Source organism: Halomonas campaniensis (assembly GCF_014193375.1).
Lineage (GTDB): Bacteria > Pseudomonadota > Gammaproteobacteria > Pseudomonadales > Halomonadaceae > Halomonas > Halomonas campaniensis.
Map to the genome: position 1 here is coordinate 1 of NZ_JACHZF010000018.1, position 24,172 is coordinate 24,172.

Consider the following 24,172-nt stretch of genomic DNA (forward strand, 5'->3'; position numbering starts at 1 on the left):
GATCAAAAAGCAGCCAATCTCCACCCCCAGAGCCCTTTTATCCCCACCGAGCATGGCATCTGGGGACTTCTGACTGACCCGGTGCAACATCCGGGCTATACCACCGCCATCGAGCGGGCCGCCGGGTTCGAGGAGCGTCTCGCCGAACTCTGCCCCGGCGTCGAGCTGATGGAGACCCAGCCGGGCAACTGGAACCGCGAGCGGGCCCAGCGCGTCATGGAGGACTTCCTCACCAAGTACGACCGCATCGATGGCGTCTACTCCGGTGACGACAACATGGGGGTCGGCGCCCTGAATGCCGCCAAGGGCGCCGGCCGGGCCGACGAGATCATCTTCATCGGCGCCACCAACTTCGCCGTGGGCTATGACGCCATCGCCCGCGGGGAGTATTACGGCTCCATCTACCAGTCTCCCGTGGACGATGCCGAGGCGGCCCTGCAGACCGCACTGGATGTGCTGGCCGGCGAGGAAGTCCCCAAGCTCAACTTCTTCGAGACCCCGAAGATCACCGCCGAGAACCTGGAAGAGTTCGACCGTCCGGTCTTCTGACGTCACGGTCAACTGCCCGGGGCAGGCGTCGCACGAGCGATGCCTGCCCCGGGTGACAGGACTGGCCGGAGCGCAGTCATTCCTTACGCACGGTCCTACCTCAACAGGTGATTCTCATGTCTTCTGCAGAACAAACCAAAACACGACTCCTGGCGGGAAATGTCAGCAAGGCGGGGGTGATGAGCTTCCTCTCCGCCCAGGGTATCCTGATCTTCTTCCTGCTGGGCATGGTCGTCTTCTCATTCTTCTCCGAGCAGTTTCTCTCCCAATCGAACATCATGACGGTGGTCCGGCAGGCCTCGATCATCGGCATCATCGCCGTCGGCGTCACGGTCGTGATCATCGGCGGTAACCTGGACCTTTCCGTGGGTTCGATGCTGTCGTTCGCCACCGTCCTGGTGGTGGATCTCCACGACAAGATCGGCCCGACCAACGCGATCCTGATGATGTTCGCCCTGACCCTGATGCTCGGCGCCGTGAATGGCATCCTGATCGGCTTCATGCGGCTGAACTCCCTGATCGTCACCCTGGCCATGCTCTCCATCATCCAGGGCCTGGTACTGATCTACAGCGGTGGCCAGAACGTGGATATCGCCAATCAGGATGGCACCTGGTTCGCCTTCTTCGGTCGCGGCTATGTGCTGGGGATCGCGGTGCCGGTGCTGCTGTTCGGACTGCTGGCCATCCTGATGCAGATCGTCATGTCCCGCACCGGCTACGGGCGGCGCATCTTCGCCGTCGGCGGCAACCCCATGGCGGCGGTCTACTCGGGCATTCGCAAGAACTGGTGCGTCTTCAGCACCTACCTGATCTCGGCCTTCTGCGTGGCCTGCGCCGCCCTGGTGCTCGGCTCGCGGGTCATGGGCTCCCAGAACAACGTGGGCCAGGGCTACGAGCTGCTGGTGCTGGCCGGCATCATCCTGGGGGGCACCAGCCTGCTCGGCGGCGCCGGCAGCATCTGGAAGACGGTGATCGGCGTGCTGATCCTCGGCTTCATCCAGAACGGCCTGCTGCTCATGGGCTACCCCTACTACACCCAGTGGATCGTGACCTGGGTGATCATCATCCTGGCCGTCTGGCTGGATCTCGCCAACAAGCGCAAGCGCCTGTTGACGACCCACTCGTGACGCGGAGGCATGACGCATGATGTCAATCAAAGGTTTCTTCCGTGGCAGGGCGGCGATCCAGCCGATCTGGATCTTCGTCATCGCCATCTTCATCTTCTTCAGCTTCATGTCGGAGTACTTCCTGTCGCTGGGCAACATCACCAATATCCTGGTCCAGACCTCGACCATCGGCCTGATCGCCCTGGGCATGACCTACGTGATGATCAACGGCAACATCGATCTCTCGGTGGGGGCAATACTCGGGCTTGCCGCCTCGCTGGCGGTGGGTCTCCAGGATTATGGCCTGACCATCGCCATCATCGCGGCACTGGCCTCCGGCATGCTGCTCGGGGCGATCAACGGCCTGGTGGTGTGGAAGACCGGGGTCAACGCCTTCATCGTCACCCTGGGCGCCATGCTGGGCATCCGCGGGCTGATCTTCCTCTACACCGGCGAGCAGTCCTTCTACTCGATGAACTTCGCCTTCTCGGACTTCGGCGCCAGCAGCATCGGGCCGTTTCCGGTGCTGGCGATCATCTTCCTGCTCTGCACCCTGGTGATGCACCTGGTGCTGACCCGCACCGGCCACGGGCGCAATACCTTCGCGGTGGGCGGCAACCCGGAGGCCTCCATCGATGCCGGCATCCGTCTCGGCCGCCACATGATGATCAACTTCATCATCGTCGGCTTCTTCGCGGCCCTGGCCGGGGTGCTGCTGGCCAGCCAGATGGGGGCGGCCACGCCCAACCTCGGGCGTGACTACGAGCTGTGGACCATCACCGCGGTGGTGCTCGGCGGCACCAAGCTCACCGGCGGCTACGGCAGCATCGTCGGCACCCTGGGCGGCGTGCTGGCCATCGGTATCCTGCGCAACGGCATGAACCTGATGCAGGTGCCGGCCTTCTACGTGCTGGTCGTGCTCGGGGTGATCCTGATCTCGGTGCTGATCATCGACAAGAAGCTCAATGTGCCCTCGACCAAGGAGGTGCGGATATGACTCCCGTCCACGCCAGGACTGGCCAGCGCCAGCCGATCGACGCCGACCCGGTGCTCAAGCTCGAAGGCATCACCAAGCGCTTTCCCGGGGTGGTGGCCCTCAACAAGGTCGACTTCGACGTTCGCCCCGGGGAGGTCCATGCCCTGCTCGGCGAGAACGGCGCCGGCAAGTCCACCCTGATGAAGGTGCTGGCCGGCAAGCACCAGGCCAACGAGGGGCGGATCATCCTCGGCGGCGAGGAGATGGCCTTCGAGAACCCCAAGCATGCCAAGCGGGCCGGGGTGGTGCTGATCCACCAGGAGCAGTCGCTGGTGCCGGAGATGACCGTGGCCGAGAACATCTTCCTCGGCAGCCTGCCGAAGAAGTGGGGCAACCGTGTCGACTGGCGCAAGCTGCGCGAGGACACCAATGCCATCCTCGAGACCCTCAAGTGCAGCTTCCAGCACGACGACCTGGTGGGGTCGCTGTCGATCGCCAAGAAGCAGATGGTCGAGATCGGCCGGGCGCTGGTCTTCACCCCCCGGGTGGTGGTGTTCGACGAGCCGACCGCCTCGCTGACCGACCACGAGAAGCCGGTACTCTATGACGTGATCCACTCGCTTTGCGAGCAGGGCGTGGGGATCGTCTACATCTCGCACCGCATGGACGAGATCTTCCACCTCTCCCATCGCATCTCGGTGCTGCGTGACGGCGAATACACCGGCACGGTGAATACCTGCGAGACCCATGAGGACGAGGTCACGCGGATGATGATCGGCCGCAGCCTGGAGCTCGACCACGCCAGCAAGCCCACCGATTTCGGCGAGAACATGCTCGAACTGCGCAACCTCACGGTGAAGCGGATCTTCGAGGATGTCAGCTTCAACGTCCGCAAGGGCGAGATCGTCGGCATGTACGGGCTGGTGGGGGCGGGGCGTTCCGAGGTGGCCGAGACCATCTTCGGGCTGCGCACGCCCGTGGCGGGCGAGGTGGTGCTGGATGGCGAGGTGGTGAACTTCCGCAGCACCCACGATGCGGTGGCCGCGGGCATCGCCCTGGTGCCCGAGGATCGCAAGGACCAGGGGCTGATCCTGGGCATGAACTGCCGGGACAACATGACCCTGGCGAGCCTCTCCAGCGTCTCCTCCGGGGGGTTCATGAAGGGCTCGGCCGAGCGCAGCGTCTACGACAAGTACCACCAGGCGATGAAGATCAAGACGCCCAGCTGGCGCCAGAAGGTCGGCAACCTCAGCGGCGGCAACCAGCAGAAGATCGTCATCGGCAAGTGGCTGCATACCCATCCCAAGCTGCTGATCCTCGACGAGCCGACCCGCGGCATCGATGTGGGCTCCAAGGCCGAGATTCACGCCCTGGTCAAGGACCTCGCCAAGTCCGGCTACGCGGTGCTGGTGATCTCCTCGGAGATGCCGGAGGTGCTCGGCCTGAGCAACCGCATCATCGCCATGTACGACGGCCGGGTCACCGCCGAGTTCGACGGCGACAGCGTCAGCGAGGACGCGCTGGTGCAGGCGATTACCGGAATGGGCACGTCAGCCCCGGCGGCGGCGACCGCCTAGGCGGATTCGCCGCCGCGGCGCCCGCTGGGGCGCCCCCATGCACCTTCAACGTCTGAGGAAAGACCCATGCAACCCTTTGTCTATCATGGCCTGCCATCCCGGGTGGTATTCGGCCAGGGGACCCTGTCGCGCCTCGCCGAGGAAATCGAGCAGCTCGGCTGCCGCCGGGCCCTGGTGCTGGCCACTCCCCAGCAGCAGGAACAGGCCCGCGCGGTGCTGGAGCAGCTGGGCGAGCGCGGGGCCGGGCTGTTCACCGAGGCCGCCATGCACACGCCGGTCGAGGTGACCGAGCGCGCCATGCGGGTGGTCGAGGAGCTGGCGGTGGACTGCACCGTGGCCATCGGCGGCGGTTCGACCATCGGCCTGGGCAAGGCCATCGCGCTGCGCACCTGGCTCCCCCAGGTGGCCATCCCCACCACCTATGCCGGCTCCGAGATGACGCCGATCCTCGGCGAGACCCGCGACGGCATCAAGACCACCCAGCGCACCCTGGAGGTGCTGCCCGAGACGGTGATCTACGACGTCGACCTGACCCTCTCGCTGCCCGCCGGGATGTCCGGCACCAGCGGCATCAATGCCATCGCCCATGCGGTGGAGGCGCTCTATGCCCGCGACCGCAACCCGGTGATCTCGCTGATGGCCGAGGAGGGCATCGCCGCGCTGGCCCGCAGTCTGCCGGTGATCGCCGGCGACCCGGGCAATGCCGAGGCGCGCGCCGATGCCCTGTATGGCGCCTGGCTGTGCGGTACCTGCCTGGGGTCGGTGGGCATGTCGCTGCACCACAAGCTCTGCCACACCCTGGGCGGCTCCTTCGACCTGCCCCATGCCGAGACCCATACCATCGTGCTGCCCCATGCGGTGGCCTACAACGCCCCGGCGGCCCCCGAGGCGATGTCGCGCATCGCCCGGGCCCTGGGCTGCGAGGATCCCGCCGCCGGCCTCTTCGACCTGGCCCGTGCGGTGGGTGCGCCCACGGCACTGGAGCAGATCGGCCTCAAGCCGAGTGATGTCGAGCGCGCCACCGAGATCGCCACCCGCAACCCCTACTGGAATCCCCGCGAGGTCGAGGCCCAGGGCATCCATCGCCTGCTGAGCCATGCCCTGGTCGGCCAGCGACCGGCGAGCGAGGAGGGAGTCCAAACATGAAGACGCTATTTACGAATGCCACCGTGATCACCATGGACCCCGAGCTCGGCGACCTGGCCGACGGCCAGGTGCTGGTGGAAGGCGACCGGATCCTGGCCGTGGGCCATGACCTGCCGGCCGAGGGGGCCGAGGTCATCGACTGCCGCGGCGGCATCCTGATCCCCGGGCTGGTCAACGCCCACATGCATACCTGGCAGACCGCCCTGCGCGGGGTGGCCGCCAACTGGACGCTGCTCGAGTACTTCGGCCATGTCCACCGCGGCCTGGCGACGCTCTTCACCCCCGACGATATCCAGATCGCCACCCGCATGGGGGCGCTCAACCAGCTCAACTGCGGCACCACCACCCTGGGGGACTGGTGCCACAACAACCCCACCCCCGAGCACACCGATGCGGCGGTGCGCGGGCTCAAGGCGTCCGGCATCCGGGCGCTGTTCTTCCACGGCTCGCCCAAGCCGGATCCCAAGCCGGGGCAGCCCCACTTCAGCGAGATCCCCCATCCGCGCAGCGAGGTCGAGCGGCTGCTCGAGGGCGAACTGGCCGACCCCGAGGGGCGCGTGACCCTGGGGCTGGCCATCCTCGGGCCGCACTACTCCACCCTCGAGGTCAGCCTGCAGGACTTCGAGCTGGCCAAGGAGTTCGGCCTGGTGGCCTCCATGCACCAGGGCGGCGGCGAGGCCGTCAGTCCCGGCGGCTGGGACGTGATCGAGGAGAAGGGGCTCTTGGGGCCGGACATCAACATCGTCCACGGCCAGAGCCTCAGCGACGCTCAGCTGGCGCGCTTCTGCGCGCAGGGGGTGACCTTCTCCGTCGCGCCCGAGAACGAGATGACCCAGGGGCACGGCTTCCCGATCACCGGCCACGTTCGCCGGCATGGCGGCGTGGTCTCCCTGGGGGTGGACCTGGAATCGGTGATCTCCGGTGACATGTTCACCGTGGCCCGCATGGCGCTCGGCATGCAGCGCTCGCTGGACAACGATGCCTCACGGCGCGAGCGGGGCGGCATTCCCGAGACCTCGACCATCCGCACTCGCGAGGCGCTTGGGTGGATCACCCTCGACGGTGCCCGCGCCCTGGGCCTGGAGGCGCGCATCGGCAGCCTGACGCCGGGCAAGCAGGCCGACCTGGTGCTGCTGGACAGCGGCCTGCTGAACATGCAGCCGGTCAGCGACCCGGTCTCCACCGTGGTCATGCAGGCGAGCCTGGCCAATGTCGACAGCGTCATGGTGGCGGGAGAGTTCCACAAGCGACACGGTAGGCTGCTGGCGGACGTCGAGGAGGGGGTCCGCCACCTGGCAGCCTCCGGTCACCGCATCTACGCCGAGCTTCAGTCACGGCAACAAGGGGGGACAACACAATGACAGCCACCAACAAGGTCGCCTGGATCGGCCTCGGCAAGCTGGGCCTGCCCATGGCCGCGCGGATCGCTGCGGCGGGGACCCCCGTCCAGGGGTTCGACCTCAGCCCCGAGCGGATGGCCCTGGCCGAGCAGGCCGGCATCGCCCCTCACCCGTCCCTGGCCGCCGCCGTCGAGGGGTGCCGCCTGGTGTTCGTCTCGATCCCCGATGATCGGGCGCTGCTGGGCCTGCACCTGGGAGCGGATGGCCTGATCGAGGCGATGGCCCCGGGCAGCGTGCTGATCGAGACCAGCACCGTCAGCATCGAGGCCTCCGCCCGGGTGGCCGAGGCCGCCGAGGCGCGGGGCATCGCCTATCTGCGCAGCCCGGTGTCGGGGAATCCGGTCGCCGCCGAGTCCGGCACCCTGTCGGCCATGGTCTCCGGCCCGCGCGACGCCCTGGAGGCGGCCGTGCCGGTGATGGCCGCCTTCACCAAGGCCCAGTACTGGCTCGGAGACGCGGAGCAGGCCCGCTACGCCAAGCTGGCGATCAACCTGATGATCGCGGTGAGCGCCGGCATGATGGGCGAGGCCCTGGCCATGGCCCGCAAGGGCAACATCGGCTGGGAGGCGATGCTGGACCTGATGGCCGACAGCGCCGTCGGTTCGCCGATGGTCAAGTACAAGACCCAGCCGCTGAAGGATCGCGACTTCACCTCCACCTTCTCGGCCGCCCAGATGGCCAAGGACCTGGACCTGATCCTCGGCTGTGCCCACGCCGACGGTGTCGCCGTGCCCCTGGCCGCCCAGATGCGCGAGGCCTACAGCTCGCTGATCGGCACGGGCCACGGCGAGGACGACTACATCGCCACGATCCACCACACCGAGCGCCTTTCCGGGCTGCCGGCCATCGAGAGCGCCTCCGGCGCCAAGGGATGACGAGATGCGAAACCTCAATGCCGTGAACATCACCGATGCCGTGATCGAGCAGTTCGCCGGCTGCGGTGACGAGCGCCTGAAGCAGGTGCTAAACAGCCTGGTCACCCACCTGCATGGCTTCATCCGCGAGGTGGAGCCCACCGAGCAGGAGTGGACCCAGGCCATCGACTTCCTGACCCGCACCGGCCAGATGTGCGACGACAAGCGCCAGGAGTTCATCCTGCTCTCCGACACCCTGGGCGTCACCATGCTGGTCGACGCCATCAATCACCAGACGTCGGACCCCATGGTCTCCGAGAGCACGGTGCTGGGCCCCTTCTATGTGGCCGACCCGCCCCAGGCCGCCCGGGGCGAGTCGATCGACTGGAACGTCGAGGGGGAGCCCTTCTTCGTGGAGGGGCGGGTGCATGACGAGCGCGGCGAGCCCCTGGCCAATGTGGTCATCGATGTCTGGCAATCGGACAGCGAAGGGTTCTACGACGTCCAGAAGGAGCTCGAGGGCGCCTCGCTGCGGGCCCGGTTCACCACCGACGACCAGGGGCGCTATGCCTTCTGGACGGTGACCCCCTCGCCCTACCCGATCCCCACCGACGGCCCGGTCGGCAAGATGCTGGAAGTCACCGGTCGCCACCCTTATCGCCCCGCCCACGTGCACTTCATGCTCATGGCCGAGGGCTTTGAAACCCTGGTGACCCAGGTCTTCGCCGAGGACGACCCCTATCTCGACTCCGACGCCGTCTTCGGCGTCAAGGATTCCCTGGTCAGGGAGTACCAGCTGCTGCCGCCGGGAAAGGCACCGGATGGGCGGTCGATGGAAGTCCCCTTCCGCCATCTGACCTACGACTTCGGCCTCAAGGCGAGCCGCTAGTCCCACTGCAAGACGACACCCTGAAGCCAATACCATCCAGCAAGAGGAAAGCGACATGACTGTTATCGACAACTCCGCGGTCGAGACCCTGTTCACCAAGGCGCGTACCCACAACGTCTGGCAGGATCGTGACGTCAGCGACGAGACCCTGCACGAGCTCTACCACCTGATGCACTTCGGCCCGACCTCCATGAACTGCCAGCCGACCCGCATCCTCTTTCTCAGGAGCCAGGAAGCCAAGGAGCGCCTCAAGCCCGCGCTGCTGCCGGGCAACCAGGAGAAGACCATGAAGGCCCCGGTGGTCGCGGTGCTGGGCTTCGACACCGAGTTCCACGAGCACCTGCCGCGCATGTTCTCCCACAACAAGGACGCCAAGTCGCTGTTCGAGGGCAAGCCGGACTTCATCCATACCACCGCCTTCCGCAACAGCTCCATCCAGGGCGGCTACTTCATCCTGGCGGCTCGGGCGCTGGGCCTGGATGCCGGGCCGATGTCCGGCTTCAACAATGCCGCCGTCGACGAGGCCTTCTTCCCGGACGGCAAGGTGAAGAGCAACTTCCTCTGCAACCTGGGCTACGGGGATGCCGAGGCGCTCTTCCCGCGCCAGGAGCGCTTCGCCTTCGAGGAGATCTGCGAGGTCCTGTAACCCCGTCTTTCGGGAGGCGACTCCCGGAAGCCCGTGAGGCACTCTCCTCACGGGAGCCAATGGCAAACTCCGATTGGGCCGTGATCGCCACGGCCCCTTTTTGTACCTGGTCACAGAGCAGGGGCCCGCATGCTGTACGACTGGCAGTTCATCGTGTTGATCATCATCGCCGTACTGATCACCGGCATCTCGAAATCCGGCTTCGCCGGCGGTGTCGGGGTAGTGGCGGTGCCGCTGATCTCGCTCAAGGCCAGCCCGGCCTTCGCCGTGGCCGTGATGCTGCCGCTGCTGATCGTGATGGATGTGTTCAGCCTCAAGGCCTGGTGGCGTCACCGTGTGGGCGCCGTGCTCTGGCTGATGTTTCCCCCGGCGGTGCTGGGGGTGACGGTCGGCTACCTGACCTACGGCCGCCTCGACGAGGACCTGCTGAAGGTACTGCTGGGGGTGTTCTCGATCCTGTTCGGCCTGTGGGGGCTGCTCAAGCCCTTCCGCGGCCGGGTGCTGCCCGCCTGGACGGGCGCGCTGAGCGGCGGTATCGCCGGCTTCACCAGCTTCATCGCCCACGCCGGGGGGCCGCCGCTCAACTTCTACCTGCTGCAGTGCCGGCTCTCCAAGGAGCAGTTCCTGGGAACCGCCGTGGTCTTCCTGGCCGCCACCAACCTGGTCAAGCTGGTGCCCTACGGCATGCTCGGCCTGCTGAACGTCGAGAACCTCACCATCGCGCTGCTGCTGATCCCGGTGGCCTGGCTGGGGGTGCGCCTGGGGCTGGTCATCCAGCGGCGGCTGAGCGGTGAGCTGTTCTTCCGGATCATCCTGGGCCTGCTGATCCTGCTGGGCATTCGGCTGATCGTCGACGGCTGGGGATAGCCGCGTTGGCGTCGCGTTTGCGGCCAGGCGTGGGGCGGCGCTATCTTGTGGCACTCCCTTACTTCCTGCCTCGAGGCGACCATGAGCGACCTCCCCGACGAGAGCCATCCCGAGGGGCCCTACGACAGGCTGTCCCAGACGCCGAGGTCGAAGCTCTCCCATACGGAGCTCTCGCGCTTCATCGACTTCATCGAGAAGTTCGAGGAGGAGACCGAGCACTCGCTCTCCCTGAGCCACGGCTACCGGGAGATGCGCATGATGCTCCACCTCATGCGCAACCACCTGGCCGGCCGGCTGACGACGCCCACCTCGCTGGCGGATGCGTCCGGGCTCTCCTACGGTACCGCCAAGCGCGGGATCGAGAGCATCATCCAGCGCGGGCTGATCCTGTCACGCCCCAGGACGAAATCGGGCAAGACCGTCTCGCTGCACCCCTCGCCCATGATGATCGAGGAGTGGGAGACCTATGCGCACCACATCAAGGGCCTGCTGGGGCCCCTGTTCGGGGTGGATCCGGCGTCGGACACCGGGCGCCGGATCTTCCTCGATGCGGCCGAGACGGGGCGCGTGATCTCCCCGCCAGCGGTGCTCTCGGCACGGCTCGAACTGAAGGGCGGGCTGCGCGGGCTCATCCACGCCGATCCCACCTTCATGGCGATGCACAACCTCAAGCAGCAGCTGGAGTCGATCTTCGGTCTCGAGATCCACAACTCCGCCAGGTCGATCGACGACCTGCTCGAGGCGATCCTCACCAATGCCGGCCGGGCGAAGTCCCGCTATGACCTGGTGGCCTGCGACCTGCCCTGGTTCGGCGAACTGGCCTCGAAGGGCATCCTGATGCCCCTCGATCGCTTCATCCGGCGCGATGCCCATGACCTCTCCGACTTTCACCCCGTTGCGGTGCAGAGCACGCGATACGCCGGTGAGCAATACGGCATTCCCCTGCAGACCACCCCGGAGCTGCTCTGCTACCGGAAGGATATCCTCGAGGAGGCGCAGCTCGAGCCCCCCACGACCACCGAGGAGCTGATCAAGGTAGCCAGGCGGCTGCATGACCCCGCCCGGGGGCGTTACGGCATTGCCTGGAATGCCGCGCGAGGCACACCGCTGGGCCATACCTTCAGCTTCCTGATGGCCAAGTTCGGTCAGCCGATCATCAACCTTCGCCGCTGCGAGGGAGGCTATGACTTCCAGCAGGCGTCCGGGGAGGAGCTGCGGCCGATGTTCCAGTCGGATGCCGCCTACCGGGCCTGCGAGTACATGCTGGATATCCTCAAGTATTCGCCCCCCAGCATTCTCCACATGGCATGGTACGAGCGAGCCCAATCCTATGCCTCCGGCGAGTCCTGCATGGCCTACTGCTACACGCTGCTGGCGCCGCTCATCGAGTTCGATCGCCAGTCGCCGGCCTGGGGCAACACGGGCTACCTGCCGCACCCCATCGGCAACCATGGCCGTGCGATCACCCCGATCGGGGGCTATGCCCTGGCCATTCCGTCCAACCTCGCCGAGGAGCGGATCGAGAGTGTCTGGACGGCCCTGCGTCATCTCACCTCGGCCAACATGTCCAAGCTCTATATCCTGAACGGCAGCCTGGTGACCCCGCGCTTCAGCGTCAGCCAGGACCCTGAGGTCTCGGCGCTGTCGCCGCTGATCGGGATCGTGGATGACATGGCGAGGAAGGACATCCTGCAGGCCTGGCCGCGGCCTCCCGTTCCGGGTATCACGGACCTGATCAGCATCGCCGGACACGAGATCTTCGAGGTGCTGGACGGGCGGCGCTCCATCAAGAAGGCCCTGTCCTTGGCGCAGGACAGGGCCGATCGGGTGATGCGAGACAGGGGCTGCTACTGAGCCATCGGCCGGCTGGCCGATGCCATCACTGCAGGATCATGCCGCCGTCGATCATCAGCAGCTGGCCGGTCATGTAGTCCGATTCGGGGCTGGCCAGGAAGGAGGCCGTGCCGACCACATCTTCCGGGTAGGAGTAGCGCTTCATCAGGATCATCTTCTCGGCGAGCTCGTCCATGGACTGGCCCTGCTTGTCGAACTTGCCGATGCTGACCAGGTCCTTGTCGAGCTGCTCCCACAGCTCGGTGCGCACCACACCGGGGCCGTAGCCGTTGACGGTGATGTTGTGGTCGACCAGCGCCTTGGCACCGCCGTTGATCATGGCCAGCACCGCGTGCTTGCTGCAGGAGTAGGGCACCACGTCATCGAAGGCCTGGCGCGACAGGATGGAGCCCACATTGAGGATCTTGTAGGGCCCGTTCTCCTTGCCCTGCGCGATCATCTGCTTGGCGGCTTCCTGCATGCCGAGCAGGCAGCCCAGCGCATTGACGTCCATGATCTGGTGCCAGTTCTCCTCGGTGATGTCGAGGAACATCAGCGGCTTGTTGATGCCGGCATTGTTGACCATGACATTGAGGCTGCCGAAGGCGTCGACGGTGGCCTGCACGGCGGCCTTCACCTGGTCTCTCTCGGTCACGTTGAGCTTGACCGCGATGGCCTTGCCGCCGTCCCTTGCGTTGATGCGCTGGACCACTTCCTCGCAGCCCTCGATGTTCAGGTCGGCCACGCAGACATTGGCCCCCTGGGCGGCATAATGCTCGGCGACGGCCGCCCCCATGCCGCGTGCGGCGCCGGTAATCAGGCAGTTCTTCCCTGCCAAACGTGTCTTGTCCATCGGGTCACCTCTTGGAGTTGTTGAAGGCAAAGGCATGGCGACATGCCATATCGATATCTGGCCCCCGAGTCAGGAAGCCGGTCTGGGTGCCGGGAATCCTGCTGATGTTCCCGGCCATGAAAGCAGCCTGGCGACTTCAGGGTTTCGCTGTGGTCTTGCTGATCCGCATTGTCGGCAGGGCAGGGGGGAATTCACAGCCGAGGTCAGGGGCAATATGACCAGATTGGATTTTTTACCAGGGCGCCAAGAGGGGGGAGGGGCGTTACAGCTTGGTCAGGGCCAACTCCAGGCCGGTTAGGTCGACTGCGGTGACCACGTCGTCGGGGAAGGGTGAGGCGGCCGGGTCGGCGGTGATGCCGATGAAGCGGGTGCCGTTGGAGCGTGCGGCACGATAGTCGTTGTAGGAGTCGCCGATCATGACGGTATCTTGAGCGGCATGCTCGCGGCGTGCCAGCAGGTTGCGCAGGCCGGTGACCTTGTCCGGGGGCGAGCCGACCACCTCCAGAAAGTAACGGGTCAGGTCGCGGCGCTCGACAATTGTCCGGAGCTCATGCTCAGGTGTGGCCGAGAGCAGGTAGAGCGGTAGCCGACCTTGCCAGCGTTCCAGAAACTCCAGCGCGCCGGGAATCGCAGGTGCCTCAAGCAGTCGCTTCTCGACGCTTGCCTTGAAGCGCTCGCAGAGTTCGCGGATGCTCTCTTCGCTGGCCTTTCGGCCGAGGATGTGGGCCTCGATATGGCGAAACTTTACTTCTCGCGGCTGCCCGCCGCGCCGGCTCAGATAGGCGACTACCGACCGACGCCTTTCCTCGGGCTCGTCGCGATAGAGGTCAGCGAAGGCTTGACGCTTGAGCGTCGCCGAGTCGAGCACCACTCCGTCGAAATCGAAGACCAGTGCATAACCGGATGTCGCGATATCGTCACTCAAGCCCCTTTCCTCCAGAACATCGCCGATGGTATCGGTTCGCCGGGTCCTGAACGGCAGCGCGGCCCATCGGGCCGCGCTGCCTACTACTGATGGACAGGCAGGCTCAGTTTCGCTGGAAGCGGCCCACCAGCCAACCCTTCAGGGGAGTGTTGCCCAATAGTACCAGCGCGATCACCGTGGTCAGCACCAGCGACAGAGGGTTGGCGACCAGGGCGAGCAGGAAGTCGCCACCGCGATCGCCCACCGAGGACATGGCCTGGCGGTAGGATTCGTCGAGCAGTGGCCCGAGGATCACGCCGAGGATGATCGGCCCCATCTGAAAACCAAACACCTTGAGCCAGTAGCCGAGGATGCCGAAGCCCAGCATCCAGTAGACTTCCATCATGTTGCTGTTGAGCGAATAGGTGCCGACGACGCACAGCACCAGGATCAGCGGGATCATGATCGCCTTGGGGACCTCGACGATCTTCGAGAAGATCCTGATGCCGGTGAGGCCGAACACCAGCAGGAAGATATTGGCCAGGGCCAGGTTGCCCACCGTGAACCAGAAGATGTGCGGCGTCTCGATCATCAGCATCGGACCAGGGTTGAGGCCGTGGATGACCAGGGCGCCAATGATGACGGCGGTCACCGCATCACCCGGCATACCGAGCGTCAGCATGGGCACATAGGCGCCGCCCACCGCCGCATTGTTGGCGGTCTCCGGGGCGACAAGACCCTCATAGGCCCCCTCGCCGAACGGGGTGCTCGGGTTCTTGACGGTACGCTTGGCATGGTCATAGGCGAACAGCGAAGCGATGTCGCCACCGGTGCCGGGCAGGGCGCCGACGACCACGCCGATGATTGAAGTACGGATGGACAGCGGAAGGAACTTCAGCACCATGTTCAACGGCGGAATGATCTTGTCGACTTTCTGCTTGACCGGCACCTTGGCCATGTTGTGCAACTGGTAGAAGGCCTCGGCTACGCCAAACAGGCCGATCATCACCACCACGTAGTGGATGCCGCCCAGCAGCTCCATGCTGCCCAGGGTCAGACGTGGCTGTGCGGTGACCATGTCCATGCCCACCAGGCCGATGGTAGCGCCCAGTGCCACCGAGAAGATGCCGCGGGCCAATGACTTGCCCGACAGAGAGCTGACCAGCAGCAGGCCCAGGATGGCGATCAGGAAATAGTCGCGTGGGGCGAACTGCAGCGCCAGGTCTGCCAGATGTGGGGCGGTGCCGGCCAGCACGGCCACGCCAATCAGGCCGCCGATCACTGACATGACGGTACTCAGCCCGATGGCGCGGCCCGCTTCACCCTTCTGGGCCAGCGGGTAGCCGTCGAAGGCCGTGGTAACGGCTGAGGGGGCACCGGGGATGTTGAGCAGGATGGCGGTGCGCGAGCCGCCATAGACGCCGCCCACATAGATGCCGACCATCAGCGCCAGGGCATTATTGATGTCCCAGGCGAAAGTGAAGGAGATGAGGATCGATACGGCCATGGTGACCGACAGGCCAGGGATGGCGCCAATGTAGATGCCGGCCAGCACGCCCAGGGCTGTCAGGCCAAGCAGACCTGGATCGAGCCAGGCCATGAGCAGATAGGAGAAGGTATCACTCATCGGATGCCTCGAGGGTCAGGGGAGGTAGACGCGAAAAACCATGGTGAAAAGCACGTAGATCACCGCGATGGCCAGAGAGGTAATGATCAGCGAGCTGATGATCCTGCCCTGGCGATAGTAGATGAACATCGCTGCCAGGAAGATGAAGGTGCTGATGTAGAAGCTTGCCCAGATGATCGCGGCCAGATAGATAACGGAGACGACCGAGAACACCACGATGTGGGGTTGAAAGTGTTCATGCAGAAACACCTGGCACTCGTGCAGGGCACTGCGGATGCGCGGGTCACGCCGCTTGCGGCGGTGACTGAACAGGATGGCTATCGAGGAAGCCAGCATCACCAAGGCGAGGCCGACCGGAAAGGAGCCGGCCGAGTTGAGCCTCAGGCCCCCATCGATCCGGAAGGCCTCGACCAGGACGCCAACGCTGAACAGGAGCAGCAACCAGTCGAAGACCTTCTCACCGGCCTGGGTTTGCTCGATTTTCTTGCTCATGGACAGACTCCGGGGCAAGGAGGGCAGTGCCCTCCTTCCCTAGTCTCAATGGGTGGGGTCAGGGGCGGGGGATACCCAGCTCCTCGGGCGAGGTCTCGACGGCTTCGGCCTCGTACATGGACCAGGCGGTCACTGACTGCCAGTTGTCCAGGTACTGCTGTGCCGCGTCGCCGCTCAGGTTCAGGGTGGTGCCACCGAAGTTTTCCAGAAACTCCTGGAAACCGTCGCTGGCCACGGCCTGCTGGTAGGCATCCTCGAGAATGGTCTTGATATCGTCAGGCGTGTCCTGATGGACGAAGACGCCCCAGAACGGCCCCCACGGGAGGAATGACTCGATGTCGGGCAGGGCCTCGGTGATTGGAGGGACCCCCGGGAGCTCTTCCAGTTCTTCGCTGTTGAGTACCGCCAGGCCCTTCAGGCGACCGCCACGGATCTGCTCTGCGACTGCCGAGAGGCTCAAGGGCATGAAGTCGATGTGTTCACCCAGCAGGGCGGTAACGCCCGGGCCATCGCCACCGAAGGTGACGGTGCGCACATCGAGCTCCCCTACGGCATTGATCATCGCATGGATGGTGCTGGGGAGGCCGCCGGCACCGGTGCCGCCCATGCGCAGTTCGCCCGGGTTCTCGTTGGCGTACTCGAGCAGCTCGGCGAAGGTGTCAAAGGGGCTGTCCGGGTGGGTGGCGATCACCACCAGGCCCTGACCGATGATGTTGACCGCATGCATATCGTCGTAGGTGAAGTCGGCGAGGCCCATCAGCGGGTAGAGCTGCGGGTTCTCGGCACCGAACAGCAGGTTGTAACCATCGGGTCGCTGGCGCATGACATGGTTCATGCCGATTACCCCGGTGCCGCCCGGGCGGTTGGTCAGCACGATGGTTGTGCCGAGGATCTCCTCGACGTGAGGCGTCAGGCTGCGCACCACGTTGTCGGTAGCGCCACCGGCACCCCACTGGATGGTGCCCTGGATGTTGCGCTCCGGATACTCGGCCAGCGCATTGCCGGTGAGAGCGAGGGTGCCGGCGGCGACGGCGAGTCCGGTCAGAAGCGGTTTGAACATGGGGAATCCTCCGGGAGAGTTATTGTGTTGTGCGCCGTACCAGGTGACTGGTCTCGGCAGGGTTGCCTTCTTCTTGTTCGCTTGTCGAACGCTAGTGCTGTGGGCGAACACTAGAACTCGCTTCCATTTGTGTCAATGCCCATCTGCCCATCTTCGACCAAGGTAGAGTGCTGAGTGGCCTTTCGGAGTCAGGCCTCGTACGGCGTTGACCGAACTGCCCTGCTGATCGGTCCCTGCCACTATAGTAGTCGTTGAATGATCCGGGCCGGCGAAGGTATGCCGCATCATGGCTGGTGAGGCTCGCGCATGTTGCGAACTAAAGAACGCTATGCGAACATTAAAACCGAGTTCTATTATTTGATCCGGGCCGGGGGATACCCTTCCTGATGACAAGAGAGGCTCCTTTGCCATCTGGCGAAAGGGGCCGGGAGAGGATGAGGATGCGTGCCATAGCGACCGTCTGCCTGAGCGGCGACCTGAGAACCAAGCTTGAGGCCATCGCCCGTGCCGGTTTCGATGGCGTCGAGATCTTCGAGAACGACCTCCTCTCCTTCGATGGCTCCCCTGAGGAGGTGAGGGCCCTTTGCGAGCGCCTGGGCCTGGCCATCGTGGCCTTCCAGCCGTTTCGCGATTTCGAGGCCATGCCCGAGCCCCAGCGTAGCCGCAACCTAAAGCGTGCCGAGCGCAAGTTTGACCTCATGGAGCAACTGGGCACCGATTTTCTGCTGGTCTGCAGTAGCGTTTCGCCCCAGGCCATCGACGACATGGATCGGGTCGTGGCGGATCTGCGCGAACTGGCCGAGCGGGCGGCACGGCGAAATATGCGGGTGGGTTTCGAGGCACTGGCCTGGGGGCGGCATATCTCCGACTACCGGGATGCCTGGGAAGCGGTGCGCCGCGCCGACCATCCCAACCTCGGCGTAGTGCTCGACAGCTTCCATATCCTCTCGCGGGGGCATGACCTCTCCACCATCGGCAAGATTCCTCGGGAGAAGATCTTCTTCGTCCAGGTGGCCGATGCCCCGCTGCTGGAGATGGATATCCTTCAATGGAGCCGCCACTTCCGCTGCTTCCCTGGCCAGGGGCGCCTGCCGCTCAAGCCGTTCATGGAAGCGCTGGCCCGGTCCGGCTATGACGGGCCGCTGTCGCTGGAGATCTTCAGCGATGCCTTCCGCGCCGCCCCCACCGAGATCACCGCCCTGGACGGGCTGCGCTCGTTGATCTGGCTCGAGAACCTGCTGCCCGAGGGGCCCTGGGCCGGCAAGATCCCGCCGGCGCCGCACTACGGTGGCATCCATTTCATCGAGTTCACCCTGGACGAGGAGAGTGCCGCCCCTCTCGGCGAGTTCATCGAGGCGCTGGGCTTCCGCCACGTGGGGCGCCACCGCTCCAAGAACGTCGAGCTCTGGAAGCAGGGCGAGATCCATCTGGTGCTCAACTTCGAGACCGACAGCTTCGCCCACACCTTCCGGTTGCTGCATGGCACCTCGGTATGCGCCGTCGGCTTCCGGGTCGATGACGTCGAGGTTGCCCTGGCCCGCGCCAAGGCCTTCAAGGCCCCGACATTCCGCGGCCAGGTGGGCGAAGGCGAGATGGAGATTCCCGCACTGCGCGGCATCGAGGGCAGCCTGGTCTATCTGGTGGATGATGCGGCGGCCGATGACCTCCAGTGGCGAACCGACTTCGAGCTGTTCGATCAGGACAGTCGCAACGAGGCAGGCCTGGCTCGCATCGACCACCTCTCCTACGTGCTGCCGGCGACCCAGCTGCTGGGCTGGCAGCTGTTCCACCGTACCGTCTTCGGTTTCGATGCCGAGCCGGAGAACGAGATCATCGACCCGCGGGGCATGCTGGTGAGCCAGGCGGTGGTCAGCCCCGACCGCAGCATCCGCCTGCCGCTGACGGTCTCCCAGGCCCAGGAGACCCAACCGGGGCGCTTTCTCAGCGAGTTCCGCGGCGGCGTGCAGCAGATCGCCTTCGAGAGCCACGACATCTTCGCCACCGTCGACGAGATCCAGGCCCGGGGCCTGCCGCTGCTGAAGATCCCGCAGAACTACTACGACGACCTGGAGGCGCGCTTCGGCCTCGACGAGGCGCTGCTGGAGGCGCTGCGCCAGCGCAATATCCTCTTCGACCGCAATGAGGAAGGGGACTTCTTCCACGCCTACACCGAGACCTTCTCGGGGCGCTTCTTCTTCGAGATCGTCGAGCGGCGTGGCGGCTACCAGCAGTTCGGTGCGGCCAACGCGGGCATCCGCCTGGCGGCCCAGGCCGCCCAGCGCTGAAGGGCCGCCCACAACAACGACAGGGAGGTGGCATGGCGCCGCCTTCGCTTGGGAGGATAGTTATGAAACTCGGTCTCATCGGCAAGGCCATCATGAACTCTAGCTCGCCCGACCTGCACGTGCGGCTCGGCGAGCTGACCGGCATCCCGACCACCTACGATCTTTTCGACGCCAATGAGCAGCCCATCGCCTCGCTGGAGGAGCAGGTGCGCAAGGTGATTGCCGGGGGCTATCGGGGCGTCAATGTCACCTACCCCTGGAAGGAGGCCGCCGTGTCGCTGGCCACCCGCCCCTCGGAGGGCGCACGCATGGTGGGGGCGGCCAACACCCTGGTGTTCGAGGAGGGCGAGATCATCGCCGAGAACACCGACTTCACCGGCTTCATGAGCGGTTTCCGGGCCACCCTGGGCGATCGTGACCCGGGGCGCGTGCTGTTGATCGGCACCGGGGGCGTGGGCAAGGCGGTGGCCTTCGGCCTGGGCAAGCTCGGCGCCTCCGAGGTGGTCCTGATGGATCTCGATCCGGCCAAGTCGCGCCAGCTGGCCGGGGAGCTCGAGGCCCAGGGCTTCGCCTCCTCCACCATCACGGCCGAGCAACTTGCCGAGACGGTGCCGGGCTGCGACGGCCTGGTCAACTGCACCCCCATCGGCCATGAGAAGAGCCCCGGCTGCCCGCTGCCCAAGGAGCTGATTCAGGCCCACCACTGGATCTTCGATGCGGTCTATGTGCCGGCAGTCACCGAGTTCATTGCCGCTGCGACAGCCGTGGGGGCCAGCGTGGTGAGCGGCGTCAGCCTGTTCGTCTTCCAGGGCGTCGACGCCTTCAAGCTGTTCTGCGAGGATCAGGCCAGGCGCGCCGCCGCCGATGAGCAGGCGGCCACCCTGTTTGCCCACTACAAGCGTGAACTGCTGAAGGAGAATGGCTGATGAGCCAGGGCAAGGTGCTGGTCCTGCACGGGCCCAACCTCAATCTGCTGGGCACCCGCCAGCCGGAGATCTACGGCTACGAGGCCCTGGACGACGTCAACAACGCCCTGCGCGAGAAGGCGGTCCTGGCCGGCTGGGACCTCGATTGCCGGCAGAGCAACCACGAGGGCGAACTGATCGACGCTATCCATGCCGCTCGCCTCGACGGGACCAAAGCGATCATCATCAACCCCGCGGCCTATACCCATACCTCGGTGGCGATCCTCGATGCCCTGAACGCCTTCGAAGGCAAGGTCTTCGAGGTGCACATCTCCAACGTGCACCAGCGCGAGAGCTTCCGCCACCACTCCTACGTCTCCCTGCGCGCCGACGGCGTGATCGCCGGCCTCGGCACCCAGGGCTACAAGGCGGCGCTGGATGCCGTGATCCAGGCCGCCGACGGCTGATTCCGGACCCGTAGGCCTTTCCAGGCGACAACGCCAGCGGCACGGCCGCTGGCGTTGTCGTTGCTGGGGCCGTTTCGTGGTCAGGGGCTGAGTCCCTCGTTTTCCCTGCTTATCCCCGGCGTGTGGCGAGGAAGAGCCCGGCCCCGATGATCAGCACGGCACCCAGGTAGGTTGCCAGCAGCGGGACATCGCCGAACACCAGGTGGCCGGCCAGGGTGGCCCAGACGATCTGCAGGTAGAGGAAGGGCGAGACCAGGGAGGCGGGTGCGCAGCGCATGGCCAGGATCAGGCCGAGCTGGCTCACGGCTCCGAGGGTGCCGACCAGCAGGAAGAGGGGGATGTGGCCGACGGCGATGGGCGTCCAGACGAAAGGAACCACCAGGGAGCTGACCAGAGCGCCGGCCAGGCCCGCATAGAACAGCGAGGCAAGCGGATGGTCGTTGCGTCCGAAGCGACGCGTGGCCAGCTGGTAGAGCGCGAAGCAGAACGCCATCCCGAAGGGCAGCAGGGCGGCGGGTTGGGCACGCCAGTCCACCGGGCCCACGGCGATCACCACCCCGATGAAGCCGGTCACGACAGCGGCGCCGCGTGCCGGGGTCACCTTCTCCTTCAGCAGCGGAATCGCCAGCAGGGTCACCAGTAGCGGCGCGCTGAAATTGATCACATAGACCTGCAGCAGCGGCAGTTCGCGGAAGGCCAGGAAAGCGAAGGTGCTGGCCCCCAGCAGCAGCAGGCCTCGCAGGAACTGGCCGGGAAGCGACTCGATGGAGGCCAGGATTTCCCGGCAACGGGGCCAGCCGAGCATCAGCAGGTATCCGCCCAGCACCAGCATATGACCGGCGTAGCGCGCCCAGACCACCTGCACGGGCGAATAGCTCTGGGTGAGCCACTTGACCCCGGTATCGAGCAGGGTGAACAGCAGTCCGGCCCCCAGCATGAAGGCGATGCCCAGCAGGGGGCGGTCGGCGGTGGGGGCGGGAAGCGTGGTCGTGGAAGGCGTCATGGCGCTCGGGCGTCTCAAGGTAGAAGCTTAATACTAGCAGGCTAATTGATAGGTGCCAGGTGCCAACTGTTGGGGCCTACCGGCTGGCGACGAGGGTTCGAGCCTTCTCGAGCGCCAGCCTCGCCCGCTCCAGCGCGGTGACGCCCTGCCGGCGCAGCGACTCGGTGGGGATCTCCAGGCTGAGCGGTGCCTCGGGTGGCAGCGTCCTCAGCAAGGCCTTGAGGTCGATATCACCATCGCCGGGAAAGCAGCGCTGCTGCCTGGCCTCGTGCAGGATCTTTTCCATGCTGGCGGGGACTGGACCTGCGACATCACAGAGCTGGGCGTAGCGCGTCCACTCGGCGGGTATTTCAGCCAGCTCCTCCAGACGACTGCTCGAACGGTTGAAGTGGAAGGCGTCGACCAACAGGCAGGCATTGGTATGGCCGGCATCACGAACTGCGGAGACGATTCGTTGTGCCTGGGAAAGATTCTTCGCACCTGTCCAGGGCATGAACTCCAGATGGGGGTGCAGGCCGAGAGGCGCGGCCAGTTCGCAGAGCGACGCGAAGTTATCGACCAGGCGCACGTGGTCCTCGTCGTTCCCAGCCACCAGCACCTCGCTGGCCCCCAGCTCTGCGCCGATCTCCAGCACACGATGGAAGTCCCGGCCCACCTCGGTATCCGGCCTGAGGCGCAGGATCTCGATATCGAGGACCCTGAGGCCTGTCTCCCCCAGGCGCTGTCGAGTGCGCCGCAGCAAGCCTGCATCGCTTGCCAGGGGATAGTGGTGCTCCTCCGGCGTCGCCGGGATCAGCCGCAGGCCGACGGCATCGTAGCCGGCAGTGGCAGCGGCCTCCACCATGTCGGGGGGCGAGAGTTCCAGGACCGTCAGGGCGGCCAGAGAGAAGAGGCGATCAGACATCGTCGGCGAGCTCGCTTCTTGATTCGGCGGGAATGACGGCGCCCTTGCCGGTAGCATGCAGGCCGGCGATATGCCCGAAGGTCATGGCCGGGCCCAGGTTGATGCCGCCGGCCGGGTAGTAGCCGCCCATGATGCTGGCCATGTCGGTACCTGCCGCATAGAGACCGCCAATCGGATGCCCTTGAGCATCCAGCACCTGGGCGTGCTCGTTGGTCTTGAGCCCGGCGAAGGTGCCGAAGCAGCCGGGGACCACTTTCACCGCGTAGAAGGGGCCCTGGTCCAGGGGCGCCACGCAGGGGTTGGGGCCATGGGCCGGGTCGCCCTGCTTGCGGTTGTAGGGGGTGGAGCCGCGGCCGAATTCCGGGTCCTCACCCCGAGCGGCGTGGTGGTTGTACTCGGCGACCGTGGCTGCGAGCCCGTCCGGGTCGATGCCGCAGTTCCTGGCCAGTTCCTCGATAGTGCGCCCGACCTTGAGGTAGCCCTTGCGGATCCAGTGCTTGAAGGGCACCGGAGACGGGCGGGTAATGCCGAGGCCGTACCGGCGCTGAAAGCGGTGGGTGCAGATCAGCCAGGAGCAGAGCTCCTCGCCTTCCGGCACCGCCTTGACCATGGCATCCACATAGTCGTAGTAGCCGTGGGCCTCGTTGACGAAGCGCCTACCGCTGGCCAGCACGCCTATGATGCCGGGCTTGCCGCGATCGATGATATGCGGGAAGTGGCCGACGCGTCCGTCCCGGTAGGGCACCAGCGAGACCGGCGCCCAGGCCACCGGCGAGTAGAGGCTGGTGTCCACCTCGCCGCCAACCGACTCTCCCAGGCGTAGGCCATCGCCGCTGGCGGAGGGCGGGGGCAGTGGCCAGTGCTCCTGGCCGGTGGGGGTGTGCGGGAAGAGCGCCTTGCGCCGTGCGATATCCCAGGGGAAGCCGCCAGCGGCCAGCACCACGCCGCGCCGGGCGTTGAGGGTCACCTCGCCGTCTGGAGCCTCCACCACCACACCGCCGACCCGTCCTTCCACGCGGATAAGCTGCTTCGCCGGTGATGCAACGCGTAGCTCTACCCCCAGGTCGTCGGCGGACTTGGCCAGCCGGCCGATCAGAGCCACGCCGTTGACCAGCTGCATGGCGCGGCCATGGCGGGCCAGATCATAGAGGTGGCGAGTGAAGCGTTTGGTGACATGGACAAAGGACCTGAGCGAACGAGTGACGGTCAGAAACGCCATCAGGTCCGGCCCGGCCTGGATCGGCATGCCGAGGAAGGCGGTCTCTGGCATGGTCTTGCGCAGCTTGGCCAGCGTCTGACGACTTAGTTCGCGGCCGTCGAAGGGGGCGGCGATTACCGAACGGCCGCCGGTGCCAGCCCCGGGACTATCGCCATGGACATCGGCGATGGCGTTGCCGTCGGCGAACTGCAGCGCGGTCTTCTCTTGGAAGAATTCGACCATCTTCGGCGCGGCGGCGAGGAAGGCGTCAACCCTGGCTGGGTCATAGCGCTCGCCCAGCTCGTGGCGCAGGTAGGTGCGCACCGTCTCCGGGTCTTCCTCGATGCCGGCGGCGCGGGCCAGGGGGTTCAGCGGGGTCCACATCCATCCGCCGGACCAGGCTGTGGCGCCACCCAGAGTCGCGGCCTTCTCAACCACCACGACCCTGAGGCCCTGATAGGCCGCTGTGACGGCGGCGGAGAGACCGGCGGCGCCGGACCCGATTACCACCAGATCGTAGTCGTCCTGCATGTTGGCCATGTCGAGCCCTCACTGGAATACTGTTCTGGTAAAATCTAGAACATAATTCCACTTTTAGCAATGGCCGAGCGCGACGTGCCGCCATGGTTCC

The 24,172-nt window shown here is 65.6% G+C and carries 22 protein-coding genes; 14 read left to right on the forward strand and 8 right to left on the reverse strand.

From position 1 onward, the window contains the following. From BDK63_RS12640 to BDK63_RS12690, 11 genes are all read left to right on the forward strand, one after another. Positions 1-549 (forward strand): sugar ABC transporter substrate-binding protein (locus BDK63_RS12640; RefSeq protein ID WP_246386089.1); only part of this gene is annotated, 549 nt, incomplete at its 5' end. Positions 550-728: 179 nt separating this feature from the next. Then, complete coding sequence (locus tag BDK63_RS12645; RefSeq protein WP_221202611.1) at positions 729-1,676, forward strand: ABC transporter permease; 948 nt, start codon at positions 729-731, stop codon at positions 1,674-1,676. Between the two features lie 16 nt (positions 1,677-1,692). Next, positions 1,693-2,652: an ABC transporter permease gene (locus tag BDK63_RS12650; RefSeq protein ID WP_183332515.1), complete on the forward strand. Its 960-nt coding sequence runs from the start codon at positions 1,693-1,695 to the stop codon at positions 2,650-2,652. Further along, positions 2,649-4,208, forward strand: coding sequence for a sugar ABC transporter ATP-binding protein (locus BDK63_RS12655; RefSeq protein WP_183332517.1), 1,560 nt, complete (start codon positions 2,649-2,651; stop codon positions 4,206-4,208). The genes BDK63_RS12650 and BDK63_RS12655 overlap by 4 nt, the downstream gene beginning before the upstream one ends. Before the next feature lie 66 nt (positions 4,209-4,274). Beyond that, positions 4,275-5,354 carry a maleylacetate reductase gene (locus BDK63_RS12660; RefSeq protein ID WP_183332519.1) on the forward strand — a complete coding sequence of 360 codons (1,080 nt, stop codon included), beginning with the start codon at positions 4,275-4,277 and terminating at the stop codon, positions 5,352-5,354. Then, positions 5,351-6,715 (forward strand): amidohydrolase family protein, encoded by a 1,365-nt coding sequence (locus tag BDK63_RS12665; RefSeq protein WP_183332522.1) that lies wholly within the window; start codon positions 5,351-5,353, stop codon positions 6,713-6,715. Before BDK63_RS12660 ends, BDK63_RS12665 begins: the two co-directional genes overlap by 4 nt. Next, positions 6,712-7,629: an NAD(P)-dependent oxidoreductase gene (locus BDK63_RS12670; protein ID WP_183332524.1), complete on the forward strand. Its 918-nt coding sequence runs from the start codon at positions 6,712-6,714 to the stop codon at positions 7,627-7,629. Before BDK63_RS12665 ends, BDK63_RS12670 begins: the two co-directional genes overlap by 4 nt. 4 nt (positions 7,630-7,633) lie before the next feature. After that, entirely contained in the window at positions 7,634-8,497 is an 864-nt protein-coding gene (locus BDK63_RS12675; RefSeq protein ID WP_183332526.1) for an intradiol ring-cleavage dioxygenase, read from the forward strand. A 55-nt stretch (positions 8,498-8,552) separates the two neighbouring features. Beyond that, positions 8,553-9,143 carry a malonic semialdehyde reductase gene (locus BDK63_RS12680; RefSeq protein ID WP_183332528.1) on the forward strand — a complete coding sequence of 197 codons (591 nt, stop codon included), beginning with the start codon at positions 8,553-8,555 and terminating at the stop codon, positions 9,141-9,143. A 129-nt stretch (positions 9,144-9,272) separates the two neighbouring features. Then, the gene (locus BDK63_RS12685) at positions 9,273-10,010 is read left to right on the forward strand and encodes a sulfite exporter TauE/SafE family protein (RefSeq protein ID WP_183332530.1); all 738 of its coding nucleotides are present in this window, start codon (positions 9,273-9,275) and stop codon (positions 10,008-10,010) included. Positions 10,011-10,091: 81 nt separating this feature from the next. Beyond that, positions 10,092-11,864: an ABC transporter substrate-binding protein gene (locus BDK63_RS12690; RefSeq protein ID WP_183332532.1), complete on the forward strand. Its 1,773-nt coding sequence runs from the start codon at positions 10,092-10,094 to the stop codon at positions 11,862-11,864. Between the two features lie 25 nt (positions 11,865-11,889). On the opposite strand, the gene BDK63_RS12695 is transcribed toward BDK63_RS12690, so the two are convergent. From BDK63_RS12695 to BDK63_RS12715, 5 genes are all read right to left on the reverse strand, one after another. Beyond that, a complete protein-coding gene (locus tag BDK63_RS12695; protein WP_183332534.1) occupies positions 11,890-12,696 on the reverse strand; it encodes an SDR family NAD(P)-dependent oxidoreductase in 807 nt (268 codons plus the stop codon). A 262-nt stretch (positions 12,697-12,958) separates the two neighbouring features. Further along, positions 12,959-13,621: an HAD family hydrolase gene (locus tag BDK63_RS12700; protein ID WP_221202612.1), complete on the reverse strand. Its 663-nt coding sequence runs from the start codon at positions 13,619-13,621 to the stop codon at positions 12,959-12,961. 103 nt (positions 13,622-13,724) lie between these two features. Next, positions 13,725-15,227, reverse strand: coding sequence for a tripartite tricarboxylate transporter permease (locus BDK63_RS12705; RefSeq protein ID WP_183332536.1), 1,503 nt, complete (start codon positions 15,225-15,227; stop codon positions 13,725-13,727). Positions 15,228-15,242: 15 nt separating this feature from the next. Further along, positions 15,243-15,719: a tripartite tricarboxylate transporter TctB family protein gene (locus tag BDK63_RS12710; protein WP_183332538.1), complete on the reverse strand. Its 477-nt coding sequence runs from the start codon at positions 15,717-15,719 to the stop codon at positions 15,243-15,245. 58 nt (positions 15,720-15,777) lie between these two features. Next, positions 15,778-16,779, reverse strand: a complete 1,002-nt coding sequence (locus BDK63_RS12715) for a tripartite tricarboxylate transporter substrate binding protein (protein WP_183332540.1) — start codon at positions 16,777-16,779, stop codon at positions 15,778-15,780. Positions 16,780-17,219: 440 nt separating this feature from the next. Here BDK63_RS12715 and BDK63_RS12720 point away from each other — a divergent pair, with 440 nt between their 5' ends. From BDK63_RS12720 to aroQ, 3 genes are all read left to right on the forward strand, one after another. Next, entirely contained in the window at positions 17,220-19,064 is a 1,845-nt protein-coding gene (locus tag BDK63_RS12720; protein ID WP_221202613.1) for a bifunctional sugar phosphate isomerase/epimerase/4-hydroxyphenylpyruvate dioxygenase family protein, read from the forward strand. A gap of 62 nt (positions 19,065-19,126) precedes the next feature. Then, on the forward strand, positions 19,127-19,990 hold the full coding sequence (locus BDK63_RS12725) for a shikimate dehydrogenase family protein (RefSeq protein WP_183332544.1): 864 nt from the start codon (positions 19,127-19,129) through the stop codon (positions 19,988-19,990). After that, the gene (aroQ, locus tag BDK63_RS12730) at positions 19,990-20,436 is read left to right on the forward strand and encodes a type II 3-dehydroquinate dehydratase (RefSeq protein WP_183332546.1); all 447 of its coding nucleotides are present in this window, start codon (positions 19,990-19,992) and stop codon (positions 20,434-20,436) included. The genes BDK63_RS12725 and aroQ overlap by 1 nt, the downstream gene beginning before the upstream one ends. A gap of 109 nt (positions 20,437-20,545) precedes the next feature. Here aroQ and BDK63_RS12735 read toward each other — a convergent pair whose 3' ends face one another. The 3 genes from BDK63_RS12735 to BDK63_RS12745 all read right to left on the reverse strand — a co-directional run bounded on the left by BDK63_RS12735 (position 20,546) and on the right by BDK63_RS12745 (position 24,081). Then, positions 20,546-21,439 (reverse strand): DMT family transporter, encoded by an 894-nt coding sequence (locus BDK63_RS12735; RefSeq protein WP_183332548.1) that lies wholly within the window; start codon positions 21,437-21,439, stop codon positions 20,546-20,548. Between the two features lie 76 nt (positions 21,440-21,515). After that, positions 21,516-22,343: a sugar phosphate isomerase/epimerase family protein gene (locus tag BDK63_RS12740; protein WP_183332550.1), complete on the reverse strand. Its 828-nt coding sequence runs from the start codon at positions 22,341-22,343 to the stop codon at positions 21,516-21,518. After that, positions 22,336-24,081: an FAD-dependent oxidoreductase gene (locus BDK63_RS12745; RefSeq protein WP_183332552.1), complete on the reverse strand. Its 1,746-nt coding sequence runs from the start codon at positions 24,079-24,081 to the stop codon at positions 22,336-22,338. Before BDK63_RS12745 ends, BDK63_RS12740 begins: the two co-directional genes overlap by 8 nt. Positions 24,082-24,172 lie beyond the last annotated feature (91 nt).

Excerpts from the sequence above, each read along its gene's own strand:
- BDK63_RS12645 (WP_221202611.1), top strand. The coding sequence starts at position 729 with ATGAGCTTCCTCTCCGCCCAGGGTATCCTGATCTTCTTCCTGCTGGGC.
- BDK63_RS12650 (WP_183332515.1), top strand. The coding sequence starts at position 1,693 with ATGATGTCAATCAAAGGTTTCTTCCGTGGCAGGGCGGCGATCCAGCCG.
- BDK63_RS12655 (WP_183332517.1), top strand. The coding sequence starts at position 2,649 with ATGACTCCCGTCCACGCCAGGACTGGCCAGCGCCAGCCGATCGACGCC.
- BDK63_RS12660 (WP_183332519.1), top strand. The coding sequence starts at position 4,275 with ATGCAACCCTTTGTCTATCATGGCCTGCCATCCCGGGTGGTATTCGGC.
- BDK63_RS12665 (WP_183332522.1), top strand. The coding sequence starts at position 5,351 with ATGAAGACGCTATTTACGAATGCCACCGTGATCACCATGGACCCCGAG.
- BDK63_RS12670 (WP_183332524.1), top strand. The coding sequence starts at position 6,712 with ATGACAGCCACCAACAAGGTCGCCTGGATCGGCCTCGGCAAGCTGGGC.
- BDK63_RS12675 (WP_183332526.1), top strand. The coding sequence starts at position 7,634 with ATGCGAAACCTCAATGCCGTGAACATCACCGATGCCGTGATCGAGCAG.
- BDK63_RS12680 (WP_183332528.1), top strand. The coding sequence starts at position 8,553 with ATGACTGTTATCGACAACTCCGCGGTCGAGACCCTGTTCACCAAGGCG.
- BDK63_RS12685 (WP_183332530.1), top strand. The coding sequence starts at position 9,273 with ATGCTGTACGACTGGCAGTTCATCGTGTTGATCATCATCGCCGTACTG.
- BDK63_RS12690 (WP_183332532.1), top strand. The coding sequence starts at position 10,092 with ATGAGCGACCTCCCCGACGAGAGCCATCCCGAGGGGCCCTACGACAGG.
- BDK63_RS12695 (WP_183332534.1), bottom strand. The coding sequence starts at position 12,696 with ATGGACAAGACACGTTTGGCAGGGAAGAACTGCCTGATTACCGGCGCC.
- BDK63_RS12705 (WP_183332536.1), bottom strand. The coding sequence starts at position 15,227 with ATGAGTGATACCTTCTCCTATCTGCTCATGGCCTGGCTCGATCCAGGT.
- BDK63_RS12710 (WP_183332538.1), bottom strand. The coding sequence starts at position 15,719 with ATGAGCAAGAAAATCGAGCAAACCCAGGCCGGTGAGAAGGTCTTCGAC.
- BDK63_RS12715 (WP_183332540.1), bottom strand. The coding sequence starts at position 16,779 with ATGTTCAAACCGCTTCTGACCGGACTCGCCGTCGCCGCCGGCACCCTC.
- BDK63_RS12720 (WP_221202613.1), top strand. The coding sequence starts at position 17,220 with ATGCGTGCCATAGCGACCGTCTGCCTGAGCGGCGACCTGAGAACCAAG.
- BDK63_RS12725 (WP_183332544.1), top strand. The coding sequence starts at position 19,127 with ATGAAACTCGGTCTCATCGGCAAGGCCATCATGAACTCTAGCTCGCCC.
- aroQ (WP_183332546.1), top strand. The coding sequence starts at position 19,990 with ATGAGCCAGGGCAAGGTGCTGGTCCTGCACGGGCCCAACCTCAATCTG.
- BDK63_RS12735 (WP_183332548.1), bottom strand. The coding sequence starts at position 21,439 with ATGACGCCTTCCACGACCACGCTTCCCGCCCCCACCGCCGACCGCCCC.
- BDK63_RS12740 (WP_183332550.1), bottom strand. The coding sequence starts at position 22,343 with ATGTCTGATCGCCTCTTCTCTCTGGCCGCCCTGACGGTCCTGGAACTC.
- BDK63_RS12745 (WP_183332552.1), bottom strand. The coding sequence starts at position 24,081 with ATGGCCAACATGCAGGACGACTACGATCTGGTGGTAATCGGGTCCGGC.